The 15678-nt window shown below is 49.3% G+C and carries 11 protein-coding genes; 8 read left to right on the forward strand and 3 right to left on the reverse strand.

All coding sequences use genetic code 11. The features are described from left to right. Positions 1-17: 17 nt before the first annotated feature. The 7 genes from rpoC (at position 18) to tuf (ending at position 10675) form a co-directional block, all read left to right on the forward strand. Positions 18-3668, forward strand: coding sequence for a DNA-directed RNA polymerase subunit beta' (gene rpoC, locus DWY89_RS03900; RefSeq protein WP_107000676.1), 3651 nt, complete (start codon positions 18-20; stop codon positions 3666-3668). 360 nt (positions 3669-4028) lie between these two features. Further along, positions 4029-5126, forward strand: a complete 1098-nt coding sequence (locus DWY89_RS03905) for an N-acetylmuramoyl-L-alanine amidase (RefSeq protein WP_118494279.1) — start codon at positions 4029-4031, stop codon at positions 5124-5126. Positions 5127-5147: 21 nt separating this feature from the next. Next, complete coding sequence (locus DWY89_RS03910) at positions 5148-5564, forward strand: DUF5684 domain-containing protein (protein WP_022358471.1); 417 nt, start codon at positions 5148-5150, stop codon at positions 5562-5564. Between the two features lie 392 nt (positions 5565-5956). After that, the gene (gene rpsL, locus DWY89_RS03915) at positions 5957-6376 is read left to right on the forward strand and encodes a 30S ribosomal protein S12 (protein ID WP_022358472.1); all 420 of its coding nucleotides are present in this window, start codon (positions 5957-5959) and stop codon (positions 6374-6376) included. Between the two features lie 343 nt (positions 6377-6719). Beyond that, complete coding sequence (rpsG, locus tag DWY89_RS03920; RefSeq protein ID WP_022358473.1) at positions 6720-7190, forward strand: 30S ribosomal protein S7; 471 nt, start codon at positions 6720-6722, stop codon at positions 7188-7190. Positions 7191-7205: 15 nt separating this feature from the next. Continuing rightward, positions 7206-9326 (forward strand): elongation factor G, encoded by a 2121-nt coding sequence (gene fusA / locus DWY89_RS03925; RefSeq protein ID WP_107000673.1) that lies wholly within the window; start codon positions 7206-7208, stop codon positions 9324-9326. A 155-nt stretch (positions 9327-9481) separates the two neighbouring features. Then, positions 9482-10675: an elongation factor Tu gene (gene tuf, locus DWY89_RS03930; RefSeq protein ID WP_107000672.1), complete on the forward strand. Its 1194-nt coding sequence runs from the start codon at positions 9482-9484 to the stop codon at positions 10673-10675. A gap of 289 nt (positions 10676-10964) precedes the next feature. Here tuf and DWY89_RS14225 read toward each other — a convergent pair whose 3' ends face one another. From DWY89_RS14225 to DWY89_RS03945, 3 genes are all read right to left on the reverse strand, one after another. Continuing rightward, a complete protein-coding gene (locus DWY89_RS14225) occupies positions 10965-11693 on the reverse strand; it encodes a hypothetical protein (RefSeq protein ID WP_147353111.1) in 729 nt (242 codons plus the stop codon). Between the two features lie 222 nt (positions 11694-11915). After that, entirely contained in the window at positions 11916-13031 is a 1116-nt protein-coding gene (locus tag DWY89_RS03940; RefSeq protein WP_118523909.1) for a glycosyltransferase family 2 protein, read from the reverse strand. A 175-nt stretch (positions 13032-13206) separates the two neighbouring features. Next, positions 13207-14334 carry a carbohydrate kinase family protein gene (locus tag DWY89_RS03945; protein ID WP_107000661.1) on the reverse strand — a complete coding sequence of 376 codons (1128 nt, stop codon included), beginning with the start codon at positions 14332-14334 and terminating at the stop codon, positions 13207-13209. 353 nt (positions 14335-14687) lie between these two features. Between DWY89_RS03945 and DWY89_RS03950 the strand changes: the two genes are divergently transcribed. After that, positions 14688-15509, forward strand: coding sequence for a TraX family protein (locus DWY89_RS03950; RefSeq protein ID WP_118524391.1), 822 nt, complete (start codon positions 14688-14690; stop codon positions 15507-15509). Positions 15510-15678: the final 169 nt, after the last annotated feature.

Below are 15678 nucleotides of genomic sequence, written 5' to 3' on the forward strand. Positions count from 1 at the left end.
AGGAGGGAGTACCGCTCATGCCAGAGACAAATGAAACATATCAACCATTGACATTTGACGCAATCAAGATCGGTTTGGCATCCCCTGAAAAGATTCTGGAGTGGTCTCACGGCGAGGTTAAAAAGCCGGAGACCATCAACTACAGAACATTAAAGCCGGAGAAAGACGGCCTGTTCTGTGAGAGAATCTTTGGACCGAGCAAGGACTGGGAGTGCCACTGTGGTAAATATAAAAAAATCAGATATAAAGGTGTTATCTGTGACCGCTGCGGCGTTGAGGTTACAAAAGCCAGCGTCCGCCGTGAGCGCATGGGTCATATCGAGCTTGCAGCTCCGGTTTCCCACATCTGGTATTTCAAGGGAATTCCGAGCCGCATGGGTCTGATTCTGGACATTTCTCCGAGAACTCTGGAGAAGGTTCTGTACTTCGCTTCCTATATCGTGCTGGATCCGGGACAGACCGGACTGCAGATGAAGCAGGTTCTGTCTGAGAAGGAGTACCGTGACGAGATCGAGAAATACGGTTACGGTTCTTTCCGTGTCGGCATGGGTGCCGAAGCGATTCAGGAGCTTTTAAAGGCGATCGACCTGGAGAAGGATTCTGAGGATCTGAGAAACCAGTTACAGGATGCAACCGGACAGAAGCGTGCCCGCATCATCAAGCGTCTGGAAGTCGTAGAGGCATTCAGAAATTCCGGCAACAAACCGGAGTGGATGATCATGACCGTTGTCCCGGTTATCCCGCCGGATATCCGTCCGATGGTACAGCTGGATGGCGGACGTTTCGCAACTTCCGACTTAAACGATCTGTATCGTCGTATTATCAACCGTAACAACCGTCTTGCAAGACTTCTGGAGCTCGGCGCACCGGATATCATCGTGCGCAACGAGAAACGTATGCTCCAGGAGGCAGTTGACGCATTAATTGATAATGGCCGCCGTGGCCGTCCGGTTACCGGTCCTGGCAACCGTGCCCTCAAGTCCCTTTCCGATATGTTAAAGGGTAAACAGGGACGTTTCCGTCAGAACCTGCTGGGTAAACGAGTTGACTATTCCGGACGTTCTGTTATCGTCGTAGGACCGGAGTTAAAGATTTACCAGTGCGGTCTGCCGAAAGAGATGGCGATCGAGCTGTTTAAACCGTTCGTTATGAAAGAGTTGGTTTCCAACGGAACCGCTCATAACATTAAAAATGCAAAGAAGATGGTAGAGCGCCTTCAGCCGGAGGTTTGGGACGTTCTCGAGGATGTAATCAAAGAGCATCCGGTTATGTTAAACCGTGCTCCTACACTGCATCGTCTGGGTATCCAGGCATTCGAGCCGATTCTGGTAGAAGGTAAGGCAATCAAGCTGCATCCGCTTGTTTGTACCGCATTCAACGCCGATTTCGATGGCGACCAGATGGCGGTACATCTTCCGCTTTCCGTGGAGGCACAGGCAGAGTGCCGTTTCCTGCTGCTTTCTCCGAATAACCTGTTAAAACCGTCCGATGGTGGTCCGGTAGCCGTTCCTTCTCAGGATATGGTACTTGGTATTTACTATCTGACCCAGGAACGTCCGGGCGCCAAGGGCGAGGGCATGGCATTCAAGAGTATCAACGAGGCGATTCTTGCATACGAGAACAAGGTTGTTACCCTGCATTCCCGTGTCAAAGTAAGAGTAACCCGCACGATGCCGGATGGCACAACGAAGACTGGTATCATCGAGTCTACCGTTGGACGTTTCATCTTCAACGAGATCATCCCGCAGGATCTGGGCTTCGTAGACCGTTCCCAGAAAGAGAACGAGCTGAAACTGGAAGTTGACTTCCACGTAGGCAAGAAGCAGTTAAAGCAGATTCTGGAGAAGGTTATCAATGTCCATGGTGCAACCCAGACAGCGATCACCCTGGATGATATCAAGGCGATTGGCTACAAGTTCTCTACACGTGCAGCCATGACCGTATCGATTTCCGATATGACCGTACCGGCAAGCAAGCCGAAGCTGATTGCTGACGCGCAGGCAACGGTTGACCATATCGCAAAGAACTTCCGCCGTGGTCTTATCACAGAGGAAGAGCGTTACAAAGAAGTTATCGAGACCTGGAAGGCAACCGATGATCAGCTGACTCACGACCTGCTGACAGGACTTGACAAATATAACAACATCTTCATGATGGCTGACTCCGGTGCGCGAGGATCGGATAAGCAGATTAAACAGCTTGCTGGTATGCGAGGACTGATGGCAGATACGACCGGTCATACGATTGAACTTCCTATCAAGTCCAACTTCCGTGAGGGTCTGGACGTACTGGAGTACTTCATCTCCGCACACGGAGCTCGAAAAGGTATGTCCGATACGGCTCTGCGTACTGCCGACTCTGGTTACCTGACCAGACGTCTGGTAGACGTATCCCAGGATCTGATCGTCCGCGAGGAGGACTGCTGCTGGGATAAGCCGGAGATTCCGTATATGGAGATCAAGGCATTCATGGATGGTCAGGAGACCATCGAGACATTGCAGGAGCGTATCACAGGACGTTTCATCGCTGAGACAATCACAGACCCGGATACAGGTGAAGTGGTGATTGAGAAGAATCATATGTGTACGCCGAAGCGTGCAGCGGCTGTTATGGCAGCATTGAAGAAACAGGGCAGAGATTCCATCAAGATCCGTACCGTCCTGACCTGTAAATCCCATATCGGTGTGTGTGCGAAGTGCTACGGTGCCAACATGGCAACCGGTCAGCCGGTCCAGGTCGGTGAGGCAGTCGGCATCATCGCGGCACAGTCTATCGGTGAGCCTGGTACACAGCTGACCATGCGTACGTTCCACTCGGGCGGCGTTGCCGGTGGCGATATCACACAGGGTCTTCCGCGTGTCGAGGAGCTTTTCGAGGCACGTAAGCCGAAGGGACTTGCTATCATCGCTGAGTTCGGCGGTGTGGCAACCATCAAAGATACCAAGAAGAAACGTGAGATCATTATCACGGATAATGAGACGGGCAATTCCAAGACATACCTGATTCCTTACGGCTCCCGTATCAAGATTCAGGACGGCGCGGTTCTGGAGGCTGGTGACGAGCTGACCGAAGGTAGCGTGAACCCGCACGATATTCTGAAGATCAAGGGCGTCCGCGCCGTACAGGATTACATGATCCAGGAAGTACAGCGTGTATACCGCTTACAGGGTGTAGAAATCAACGATAAGCATATCGAGATGATCGTACACCAGATGTTAAAGAAGATTAAGATTGAGGAAAGTGGAGATTCCGACGTACTGCCGGGCGTATCCATGGATGTACTCGATTTCAACGAGATGAACGAGGCGCTGGAAGCCGAGGGCAAAGAGCCGGCGATCGGACGTCAGGTTATGCTGGGTATCACCAAGGCATCTCTGGCAACCGACTCCTTCTTATCCGCTGCATCCTTCCAGGAGACAACCAAGGTTCTGACCGAGGCTGCCATCAACGGAAAGGTAGATAAGCTGATTGGTCTGAAGGAGAACGTTCTGATTGGTAAGCTGATTCCGGCTGGTACCGGTATGAAGCGTTACCGCTCTATCAAGCTGAACACTGATGTTGAGGAAGAGGATGATATCGATCTGGCAGAGGACGACTTCAACGAGCCGGCTGAACTGGACGAGGCAGACAAGATTGTACTCAACGAGGATGAGCTGAGTGAAGAATAATTAAAAATGAAAAACGGAATCGTTTTTTGGAGATCGCCGCAGAGATGCGGCGGTCTTTTTTTGTGCCAATGATGCGCACTCGCGCGAAGCTGTAGGTTGTCGCAAGCGACCGCGCGAGACGCCCGAATGTGCCAAGGCACATTCGTTCCTGCCATATCATAGACAGAAAACCGTAAGAAATAGAAGCGCGGGATTGGTTGAATCGAAGGGGAAAATCCGTTATACTTATAAAGGAAATGTTTAAAATCCAAAGTAATGTGATTAAATTGTATAAATTTAAAGAACAAATTTAACGATTTTAGACTTTCAAAACAGAAACAATTATTTTAAAAATAGAGACATTGGAAGGAGATTATATAGATGAAGAGACACAATTGGCTCAAAAAACACACACTGGGACTGGCGGCGGCTCTGCTGATGACAGCCGGTATGTCGCAGATCGCGCTGGCAGGTGACTCGGTGTATGTCAATACGTCTTCCCTGCGCTACCGGACATCGGCGCAGATCAAGGACAATAATATCGCGGGCAATCTGTCCTACGGTCAGAAGCTGGAGCGCGTGGGAACCAGCGGGCAGTGGACGATGATTCTTTTGAATGGAAAGAAGTATTACGTTTCATCCGCCTATGTGACAAGCAAAAAACCGGCATCTGCAGGTGCTGTCCAGACAACCAGCCAGACAGCAGCGGGAGCGCAGACATCCGGCGGCACGGCGATCGCACTTTCTTCTAATTATAAATACGCAAATTATTCGAAGATCAACAGCGGAACTGCGACCCTGTACCGCTCGACTGCTTCCAACAAGAAAAATAAAGTGGTCTGTGTCAATGCCGGACATGGAACAAACGGTGGCGGAAGCGTCAAGACCCAGTGTCATCCGGATGGAAGTGCGAAAGTAACCGGCGGCACAACCGGAGCCGGTGCTACCTCAGCAGTGGCAGTTTCCAGCGGTATGACCTTTGCAGATGGAACAGCAGAGAGCAAGGTAACACTTGCTATGGCAAAGGTGCTTAAGACAAAACTTCTGAATGCAGGCTATGATGTACTGATGATCCGTGAATCAGATGATGTACAGCTGGATAATATAGCCCGTACGGTCATTGCGAATAACAACGCGGACTGTCATATAGCCTTGCACTGGGATTCAACCAGCAGCAACAAGGGTGCCTTTTTCATGAGCGTTCCAAGCAATGCAACCTACCGTGCGATGGAGCCGGTTGCCTCTCATTGGAAGCAGCACAACCAACTGGGCGAGTCGCTGATCAGCGGCTTAAAGAGCGCGGGTGTGAAGATTTATTCCAAAGGCAGCATGGAGATGGATTTGACCCAGACTTCCTATTCAACGATTCCGAGTGTGGATATTGAGCTGGGAGATAAGGCGTCCGATCATTCGGGTGCGACGCTTGAGACGCTGGCGAACGGATTGCTGGCTGGCGTGAATACGTTCTTCGGACAGTAAAAACTGAAAGGAGGAAAGCATATGGGATTGGTGGCGTTTATTATGGCATATGCATTATTTGCGTTTATCTTTTATATTCTGCAGGTAATTGCATACTGGAAGATTTTTACAAAAGCCGGGGAAGAAGGATGGAAATCCATCATTCCAATTTACAATGGCTATGTACAGTACCGGCTGACATGGGATGTGCAGTATTTCTGGGTGGCACTGGGACTGGCGGTCGGCGGAGGTATTTTAAATTCCTTCGGCGGAATCGTGGGAGTTATCGGTTCGCTTGCGCTTCTGGGAACAGCACTCATGAATGTGGTGGCACTCTATAAGCTGGCGTGTGCCTATGGTCACGGGATAGGATTTACTATTGGTTTATTTTTCCTGAATCCGCTTTTTATGCTGATTCTTGGTTTTGGTGATTCGGAGTACATGGGACCGCAGGAGTAGCGGAAATGAAGTTCCGGGATATTTAAGATATTTTCCAGAAAAAAAGAGTCAGATGAGACAATAGAGGGTTTTGCACTGTACCTGTCTACAGCGCAAAACCCTTGTTACTGCTCACAGGTAGGCACTTTTGGAACCGAAAGTGCCGTAAGAAAACGTGGTGGCAGCAGGAATTTGCCGTATTTAAATGCGAAGCCACGGCAAATTCCGTTACTGGGCACGTATGCGTGAACAGTAACAAACCCTTTATTTTACGGGAAAAATTTGCATTTTATACCTTGACAGTGCAACTCAAACTAGCTATAATAAGTAAGCGTGCAAAATTCAAGGAATTTCTGCGCGGAAATACAAGCTTAAAAAAGCAACCACAGACAATATCACAGGAGGTGAAAAGGATGCCTACATTTAACCAGTTAGTAAGAAAGGGAAGACAGACATCTGAAAAGAAATCAACAGCTCCGGCTCTGCAGAAGGGATACAACTCTTTACAGAAGAAAGCTATCAACGTTTCTGCACCGCAGAAGAGAGGCGTGTGTACAGCCGTTAAGACTGCAACACCTAAAAAGCCTAACTCTGCTCTTAGAAAAATCGCCAGAGTTCGTCTTTCCAACGGTATCGAAGTAACAAGCTACATCCCGGGTGAGGGACACAACTTACAGGAGCACAGCGTTGTTCTGATTCGTGGTGGTCGTGTAAAAGACTTACCAGGTACCAGATACCACATCATCAGAGGTACTCTTGATACTGCAGGCGTAGCCAACAGAAAACAGGCGCGTTCCAAATACGGCGCTAAGAGACCGAAAGACAAGAAATAATTTTAATTAGGTAGAAGTTCTATTAGATTTAGAATGAATGTGCCGGACTTTGATATTGATCCTGTAGGTTGCAGGGAATCATAGAACCGCGCACGAGACGCAACAAGACTTAGGTGAGCAATTTCGTGAAAAGGCGAAGAAGACGGCTGTTCAAGAAATTGAATTCGTCGCCAAGAAAGAGGCACCATGCGTGGTGGCGCGCTGAAAGACGCGTTCGTTTCGCAGGTGTGCTTATTCGCTAAGTTCGTGAAAGACCTCACTAAGCGAATAATGCGAGTACCTAAGATCTAATGAATGGCTCCCGCGGCTCCCCGCCGGAGCAGATATTAAGGAGGGAAGTAACGTGCCACGTAAAGGACATACTCAGAAAAGAGACGTATTAGCGGATCCGCTGTACAACAATAAGGTTGTTACTAAATTAATCAACAACATCATGCTGGACGGCAAAAAGGGCGTTGCTCAGAAGATCGTATACGGCGCGTTTGATCGTGTCGCTGCAGAATCCGGTAAGGAAGCTGTAGAGGTTTTCGAAGAGGCAATGAACAACATCATGCCGGTTCTGGAAGTTAAGGCAAAACGTATCGGTGGTGCTACCTATCAGGTACCGATCGAGGTTAAGCCGGAAAGAAGACAGGCTCTTGCACTTCGCTGGATCACTCTGTACTCCCGTAAGAGAGGCGAGAAGACTCAGGAAGAGAGACTGGCAAAAGAGATTCTGGATGCAGCTAACAACACTGGTGCATCTGTGAAGAAGAAAGAAGATATGCATAAGATGGCAGAGGCTAACAAGGCATTTGCTCATTACAGATTCTAATAGGAGGAAAAAGCTTTGGCTGGAAGAGAATATCCGTTAGAGAGAACCAGAAATATTGGTATTATGGCTCATATCGATGCTGGTAAGACTACCACTACTGAGCGTATTCTGTATTATACTGGTGTTAACTATAAGATCGGTGATACTCATGAAGGTACTGCTACCATGGACTGGATGGCTCAGGAGCAGGAGAGAGGTATTACCATCACTTCTGCAGCGACAACCTGTCACTGGACTCTGCAGGAAAACTGCAAACCGAAACCAGGCGCTCTGGAGCATCGTATCAACATCATCGATACTCCAGGACACGTTGACTTCACGGTTGAGGTTGAGCGTTCCCTGCGTGTACTGGACGGTGCTGTAGGTGTATTCTGTGCTAAGGGTGGTGTAGAGCCGCAGTCTGAGAACGTATGGCGTCAGGCTGATACCTACAATGTACCGCGTATGGCATTCATCAACAAGATGGATATCCTGGGTGCAAACTTCTATGGCTGTGTAGAGCAGATCAAGACCAGACTTGGTAAGAATGCTATCTGTTTACAGCTTCCGATCGGCAAGGAAGATGATTTCAAGGGAATTATCGACCTGTTCGAGATGAAAGCATACATCTACAATGATGATAAGGGTGAGGACATTAGCATCCTTGATATCCCGGAGGATATGAAGGATGACGCTGAGCTTTACCACACCGAGCTGGTAGAGAAGATCTGCGAGCTGGACGACGATCTGATGATGGCTTACCTTGAGGGTGAAGAGCCGTCTGTAGATGAGTTAAAGAAAGTATTAAGAAAAGCAACCTGCGAGTGTCAGGCAATCCCGGTATGCTGTGGTACTGCATACAGAAATAAGGGTGTTCAGAAGCTCCTGGATGCAATCATCGAGTTCATGCCGTCTCCGCTTGACATCCCGCCGATCAAGGGTGTTGACCTGGATGGCAACGAGACTGTAAGACATTCTTCCGACGAAGAGCCGTTCTCCGCTCTTGTATTCAAGATCATGACCGACCCGTTCGTAGGTAAGCTGGCTTACTTCCGTGTGTACTCAGGTGTTATGAACTCCGGTTCATATGTACTGAATGCAACAAAGGACAAAAAAGAGCGTGTTGGACGTATCCTTCAGATGCATGCCAACAAGCGTCACGAGCTGGAAAAGGTTTACTCCGGTGATATCGCAGCAGCGATCGGATTCAAGTTCTCCACCACAGGTGATACTATCTGTGATGAGCAGCATCCGGTAATCCTGGAGTCCATGGAGTTCCCGGAGCCGGTTATCGACATCGCTATCGAGCCGAAGACCAAAGCTGGTCAGGACAAGATGGGCGAGGCTCTTGCAAAACTGGCAGAGGAGGATCCGACCTTCCGTGCTTATACAAACAAAGAGACTGGTCAGACAATCATCGCTGGTATGGGCGAGCTCCATCTGGAGATTATCGTAGACCGTCTGCTTCGTGAGTTCCACGTTGAAGCTAACGTAGGTGCTCCGCAGGTAGCTTACAAAGAGACCTTCACAAAGGCTGTAGATGTAGACAGCAAGTATGCAAAACAGTCTGGTGGTCGTGGTCAGTACGGTCACTGTAAGGTACACTTCACTCCGATGGATCCGAACGGCGAAGAGACCTTCAAGTTTGAGTCCAGCGTTGTCGGCGGTGCTATCCCGAAAGAGTACATCCCGGCTGTAGGCGAAGGTATCGAAGAGGCTGCTAAGGCAGGTATCCTCGGCGGATTCCCGGTACTCGGCGTTCACGCTGACGTATACGATGGTTCCTACCATGAGGTCGACTCTTCTGAGATGGCTTTCCATATCGCAGGTTCCATGGCATTCAAGGATGCTATGCGTAAAGGTAACCCGGTACTGCTTGAGCCGATCATGAAGGTTGAGGTAACCATGCCGGAAGAGTATATGGGTGATATCATCGGTGATATCAACTCTCGTCGTGGTCGTATCGAGGGTATGGAAGACATCGGCGGCGGCAAGCTGGTTAAGGCTTATGTTCCGCTGGCAGAGATGTTCGGTTATTCTACCGACCTTCGTTCCAGAACTCAGGGACGTGGTAACTACTCCATGTTCTTTGAGAAATATGAGCAGGTTCCGAAGAGCGTTCAGGAGAAAGTTCTTGCTGGAAAAGCTGAGAAATAATTAAAAATGTAACTATATTGCCTTTTCCGGGCAGATAACTGCCCGGAAAAGCAATATTAGGCTTGAAAAAACGGCTCTAATCGAATATAATTAGAGTCAGCCTAACATAAATTGAGATACCCGTATTGGGTGTAAATTAAGGAGGACGTCTTAAAATGGCAAAAGCAAAGTTTGAAAGAACTAAACCGCATTGTAACATTGGTACTATCGGACACGTAGACCATGGTAAAACAACCCTGACAGCAGCTATCACAAAAGTTCTGGCTGCAAGAGTAGCTGGTAACACAGCTGAGAACTTCGAGGATATCGATAAAGCTCCGGAAGAGAGAGAGCGTGGTATTACTATCTCTACTGCACACGTTGAGTATCAGACAGAGAAGAGACATTACGCACACGTTGACTGCCCAGGACATGCTGACTACGTTAAGAACATGATCACTGGTGCTGCTCAGATGGATGGCGCTATTCTGGTTGTAGCTGCTACCGATGGTGTTATGGCTCAGACAAGAGAGCACATCCTGCTTTCCCGTCAGGTAGGCGTACCGTACATCGTAGTATTCATGAACAAGTGCGATATGGTAGACGATCCGGAGCTGCTTGAGCTGGTTGAGATGGAGATCAGAGACCTGCTGAACGAGTACGAGTTCCCGGGCGATGACACACCGATCATCCAGGGTTCTGCTCTGAAGGCTCTTGAAGATCCGAACGGCGAGTGGGGCGACAAGATCATGGAGCTCATGGACGCTGTAGATTCCTACATTCCGGATCCGGTACGTGCTACTGATAAGCCGTTCCTGATGCCAATCGAGGACGTATTCACCATCACAGGTCGTGGTACTGTTGCTACCGGCCGTGTTGAGCGTGGTACTCTGAAACTGAACGATGAGGTTGAGATCGTTGGTATTCACGAGGAGACTCGTAAGACTGTTGTAACTGGTATCGAGATGTTCCGTAAGCTGCTTGATCAGGCTGAGGCTGGTGATAACATCGGTGCTCTGCTTCGTGGTGTTCAGAGAACTGACATCCAGCGTGGTCAGTGTCTGGTTAAACCGGGCTCTGTAAAATGCCATAAGAAATTTACTGCTCAGGTTTACGTTCTGACAAAAGACGAGGGTGGTCGTCATACTCCGTTCTTCAACAACTATCGTCCGCAGTTCTACTTCAGAACCACTGACGTAACAGGCGTTTGTGAGTTACCGGCTGGTACCGAGATGTGTATGCCGGGCGACAACGTAGAGATGACTGTAGAGCTGATTCATCCGGTAGCTATGGAGCAGGGTCTTCGTTTCGCTATCCGTGAGGGCGGCCGTACAGTAGGATCTGGTAGAGTTGCTACTATCATCGAGTAATCAATGAATTAAACAAAGGTGCTTCTTGTATGCGCAGCAGGCAAGAAGATGTACCGTATATATATTATAAAGTCGCTTCCAGGAAGCGCATTGTGTCCAGACGTAAGAGATACCCCGGAACCGTAAGGTTTCCGGGGTTTTTCTGTTGTTTCATAGGAAATTGCGTTCTATGAAACAACAAACGCTCCGCGAGGATGCGTACTCGCGCGAAGCAGAAACATGTCGCAAGCGACCGCGCGAGACGCCCGAATGTGTCAAGGTACATTCTTTTTCACAGAATTTCAGCCTTTTACGCATTGTCGGTTGCCAGAAGTCCGGCGGCACGCAGGTTGGCAAGAAGTTCATTGAAGCGTTCAACGACATCTTCAGCACTTGTTGCATCTGCGACGGGAGCAGCGGCGGTAACGGTGGCGGCGGGACCGGTAGGACCTGTAGCGCCGGTAGGACCCGTTGCGCCGGTAGCTCCTGTAGCGCCGACAGCTCCTGCAGCGCCGGTAGGACCTGTAGCGCCAGTCGGACCCGCAGCGCCGGTAGCTCCTGTAGCGCCAGTTGGGCCGGTAGCGCCGTCAGCCCCGGTCGGCCCAGTCGGACCCGCAGCCCCGTCAGCGCCAGCCGGCCCAGTCGGACCCGTAGCGCCCGCAGCCCCGTCAGCGCCAGCCGGCCCAGCCGGACCCGCAGCGCCGGTAGCGCCGGTCGGCCCAGTCGGACCAACAGCCCCGGTAGTGCCGGTCGGCCCAGCTGGACCCGCAGGACCGGTAGCGCCGGTCGGCCCGGTCGGACCAGTCGGCCCAGCCGGACCCGTAGCGCCGTCCAGTCCATCGAGTCCGGCAGCACCAGTGGGACCGACAGGTCCGATCGGTCCGGGGCAGCCGCGTGGTCCTATGGGACCGGGACGACAGCAGTTGTAGGGTTCAAAAGAACCGGGACAGCCGCGATCGCGTCCGCAGCGCCCATAGCCGTTATTTTCATAGTCACTATCATCAAAATAGTAGGGAAAATTACATGAATGACGAAACATAAAAAACTCCTTTCCAGATTTAGGACATCCATCCTGATGTAGTATATGTGTGCGATGAAAGAGATGTGCATTAGCAGAAAGGGGCGGGGAAATTGAGGGTTGGGAACTGTGGAATATTATAAGTGTGGAAGACGGTAAGAATGAATGTAGAAAGTGTGGATGCCGCTGGATGGAACGACTCCCAGTCCGCTGCTCAGACCACTGCAGAGGTCGGAGCGAATGTCACAAGATAGGTAATCCGTTTGTTTTATGGTTTGAGGATATGGTTTGAAAGTATTCTTCATTTGTCAAAACCGCCGGAGAATCCGGGCGGATTTTTTTTGTTTCCTTATGATAATACAGTGCCTTATCATAGTTTCCCATCCGATCATAGCAGACGCATAGCTGGATTAAAGGAATGAAATCATAGTAATCGGCTTCGATAAAGGCATTTGGATGATATTCTGGTCGGTCTTTGAGGGCAAGCTGGTACCAGAAAACAGCCTGGGAAATTTCTCCGAGGGAAAGTTTCAACCGTCCGATCTCACAGCAGGTTTTAGCACGTGGGCGGTCGTAGAGAAAACTCTGGAACAGAGAAAGCTGGCTGGCAGCCGTATTTCTGAGCATTTCATGGCAGCGCGCCAGAAGCAGACAGGCGTCCGCCTTATTTTCATACCACCCGTCCGGTTCGTTTAGGAAATGTTCCAGAACCGGGCGGGCTTTTTCGTATTGTTTGTGGTCGATGAGTTCGCGGGCGTAGTAGTATTGATGGCGCGGATCGAGCAGTTCGCCGTCTGCAAGCATTGTTTCATAGATTTTCAGGTTCCGGTCAGAATGGGTGAGAGCGGAAGCAGGCTTCCGGTGTTCGATCTGAATAGGAGAATAGAGAATTCTGCCGCGTGGCGCGATGGCTTCGTGGACGCGTCCTTTCCAGCGAAAATGCCGGTCCGTTCGCAGAATCCGTTCGCGATCGTAGGTAAATGCAGGTGTGCCGTCCGGCTGGAATCCAGCGATGTATTTCATCATGACAACGTCGGGCTGCGGGGATTTGCTTAAAGTTTCTTTCAACTTTAAAATCGCTGTAATCGATTTGGCGGGAACGACATCGTCGGCGTCGAGCCACATCCAGTATTCGGTTGTGACCTTTTCACAGATGAAATTGCGCGCGGCGGCGAAATCATCGTTCCACGGGTAGTGATAAATATGTTTGGTGTATTGCCGGGCGATTTCTACAGTTCGATCGGTGGAACCGGTGTCGGCGACGAGGATTTCATCCGCAAATTGTATGGCAGATGCTAAAACACGCGTCAAAACGGCTTCTTCATTTTTGACGATCATACATAGGCTGAGGCGGATCATGGGATCTCCAAAATCAATATCAAATTGATATTAATATATGAAAGAAGTTTTTAGATGTGTACAGACATTATATATATAATTATATAAGGATAAACAGGAGAAAAGTAACGTACTTTTCTCCTGAAATGATGGCTGCAATTCACTCTGCGCTATTTAACAGCACTTGAAAAAAATATTATAGAGCTTCGAAAAAAGCATCGGTCAATTTCTGTATATTCAGATACGGGTTCTCATAATCAAAACTACGCATCCGTCCCTTGGCAGCCAGAACACCGAGCTGGATCGGCTCAGCGATATCCGAATTGAGCCGATCATCGAGCATACCGCTGATGAAACCGCCGGCAAAGGAATCACCGGCGCCGGTATCGTTGTTTAGCTGGTACTGGTAGAGCTTTTTGTGGCGGACTGTGCGGATCTGACATACGCCGTCCTTAAAATGGATCAGCTCATGGCGGTCATCGTGCTTGACAATGAGGGTGCGGGTGGGATCCGGGTTGATCGCAGAAAAATACTCACAGAGGTTCGCGTAGAGCGGACGGGCGCTGCGGGCATTGAAGCCGAGGTTTTTCTTTTCGGATTTATTTAAGAAAACATAATCGGCATATGCGATCAGTGGCTGTAAGCGCTCACGGCGCAGCGATGTATACTCAAAACCAGGATCCATGCTGACTTTCATGGCAGGATTTAAATGTTTTGCCTGGATGACCGATTGCATGATTGCCTCGAATTGGTCGAAATCAGACAGGGATGACAGGTGGATCCAGCGGGCCTGCGCGAGGTACTCCGCCAGTGTGGTTCCCGTCCGGGCTTCCTGTTCATGGATGCGGTCTAAGAGAGTGTTGTTGGCACACGGCGCGATCTTGATGCAATTGCGCGTGTGATTATAAAGGCGGACAATCGATTTGGCAATCGCTTTGGAATATGGATCGTCGAAGCGCTCGCGCGTGGTAAACAGCCAGTCACGGTTATCCAGGTGCGCCAGCTCGGCGTCAATGTCATTTGTCTTGCCGAAGCGCAGATCGAATGGACTGGGCGTGCCGCACACGCCGACGTAAGCGACCTGCAGGTTAGGGAGAATATGCTTTGCCACTTTCAGGGTGATGAAAGCAGAACCGCCGATCTGGGTTGTGTATTCCTTGCCTTTTATCGCCAGCTCCTGAATATCGTTTTCCACATCGGAAATCGGGTTGCTTAAGTTCTCGTCGCCTCCACCGGCGGATGTCTCCACCAGATCGAGCCCGGTGCAGTGAAACATATAGTCATAATTGATAGCGCCAATGCAAATAATATCTAAACCTGCCATGAGATTCTACCTCTTTTGTCCGTGTATTTTTTAGTATTTAAAATGAAGAGCGGTGCGGGATTTTTGCTTTTTCAGCAGGATCTCGCACCAGCACCATTTACAGAATATAACACGGTTTTTCGTTTGTCAAATAAAATGTAAAATTAGTGTAAAAAAGACGCGGAAAAGTGCCGAAAAGCCTTTATTTATAAGAAAAAACTACATTTTTTATTAGAGAAAATAAAGAAAAAAGATGGGGAGAAAGAGTGGAAAATGAGAATGGGAAAATAGGGGAGATGGAGAAAAAGGGAATGGAAAAGTGCGGATGGACAGCGGGTGAAATGTTCAGTATAATTTGATGGAATAGAGATAGAATGGACAGGAAACGAAGGGAGGAGAGTGCGATAAAAGATCGAATCAAGGAAAAGCAGAATGAGAAATCAGAGGGGATGGAAAGAGTGGTTTTAACCCGCCTCCATCTCAGCGCCTCCGCCCTTAAATATTTAGCACTCCTGGCGATGACGGCAGACCACATTGCGGTGATCTGCAGACCGGTTCCGGGATTCCGGACATTTGGGGATCTGGCGTTTCCATTGTTCGCCTTTTTATTAGTAGAAGGTTTTTTTCACACGCGGGATCGCAGATGTTATGGACGGAGGCTGCTTTTGGCGGCGGTTGTGTCGGAGATTCCGTATGATCTGGCATTTTCCGGACGGTGGATGGATGCACAGCACCAGAATGTCTGCCTGACCTTTTTTCTGGCGCTGGTTGCGATGGAGCTGTTAGAGCGGTATGGAAACGGTATCTGGGAGAAGCTGGTGCTAACGGCAGTGTTCTGTACGCTGACAGAAGCGGCGGGAGCAGACGGCGGCGCATGGGGGATGGGAATGGTGCTGGCATTTTATTTTTGTGTAATAGGAAATTCCTTGGAATTCCCTATTACACAAAAAGGCACTAACGTGCCAAGGAACATTCTTTTTCATGAGAAAACGGCAGGGGTGTTTATGAAGATAATCGTTGCCGTCCTCATCGGAGCGTTCGCGTGGCAGGAACCCCTCTGGGTGCTGGCGCTCACGGCCGTCTGCTTCATGTTATATGATGGCTCCAGAGGTCGGAGCAGATTTCGTTCCTTCTTTTATGTCTATTATCCGGCGCATCTTTTGACGCTGTATTTTGTGGGAAAATGGCTGGGATGACTTTTATCCTATGGGAATTTTTGACAATTTTCGGGCGTAAAACACGCCCTTTTTTTATTTCCAGGTCAGGCAAAAAAACTTGACAATAAAGTTAGCATGTGCTAACCTTATGTATGGGTTAGGAGAAACTAATGAAAATTAGTCTCATCTAATGAAAATTAGCTCTCTC

The organism is Clostridium sp. AF27-5AA, assembly GCF_003478415.1.
GTDB lineage: Bacteria > Bacillota > Clostridia > Lachnospirales > Lachnospiraceae > Otoolea > Otoolea fessa.

Coding starts and splice junctions, on each gene's coding strand:
- rpoC (WP_107000676.1), top strand. CDS start 18: ATGCCAGAGACAAATGAAACATATCAACCATTGACATTTGACGCAATC.
- DWY89_RS03905 (WP_118494279.1), top strand. CDS start 4,029: ATGAAGAGACACAATTGGCTCAAAAAACACACACTGGGACTGGCGGCG.
- DWY89_RS03910 (WP_022358471.1), top strand. CDS start 5,148: ATGGGATTGGTGGCGTTTATTATGGCATATGCATTATTTGCGTTTATC.
- rpsL (WP_022358472.1), top strand. CDS start 5,957: ATGCCTACATTTAACCAGTTAGTAAGAAAGGGAAGACAGACATCTGAA.
- tuf (WP_107000672.1), top strand. CDS start 9,482: ATGGCAAAAGCAAAGTTTGAAAGAACTAAACCGCATTGTAACATTGGT.
- DWY89_RS14225 (WP_147353111.1), bottom strand. CDS start 11,693: ATGTTTCGTCATTCATGTAATTTTCCCTACTATTTTGATGATAGTGAC.
- DWY89_RS03940 (WP_118523909.1), bottom strand. CDS start 13,031: ATGATCCGCCTCAGCCTATGTATGATCGTCAAAAATGAAGAAGCCGTT.
- DWY89_RS03945 (WP_107000661.1), bottom strand. CDS start 14,334: ATGGCAGGTTTAGATATTATTTGCATTGGCGCTATCAATTATGACTAT.
- DWY89_RS03950 (WP_118524391.1), top strand. CDS start 14,688: ATGGACAGGAAACGAAGGGAGGAGAGTGCGATAAAAGATCGAATCAAG.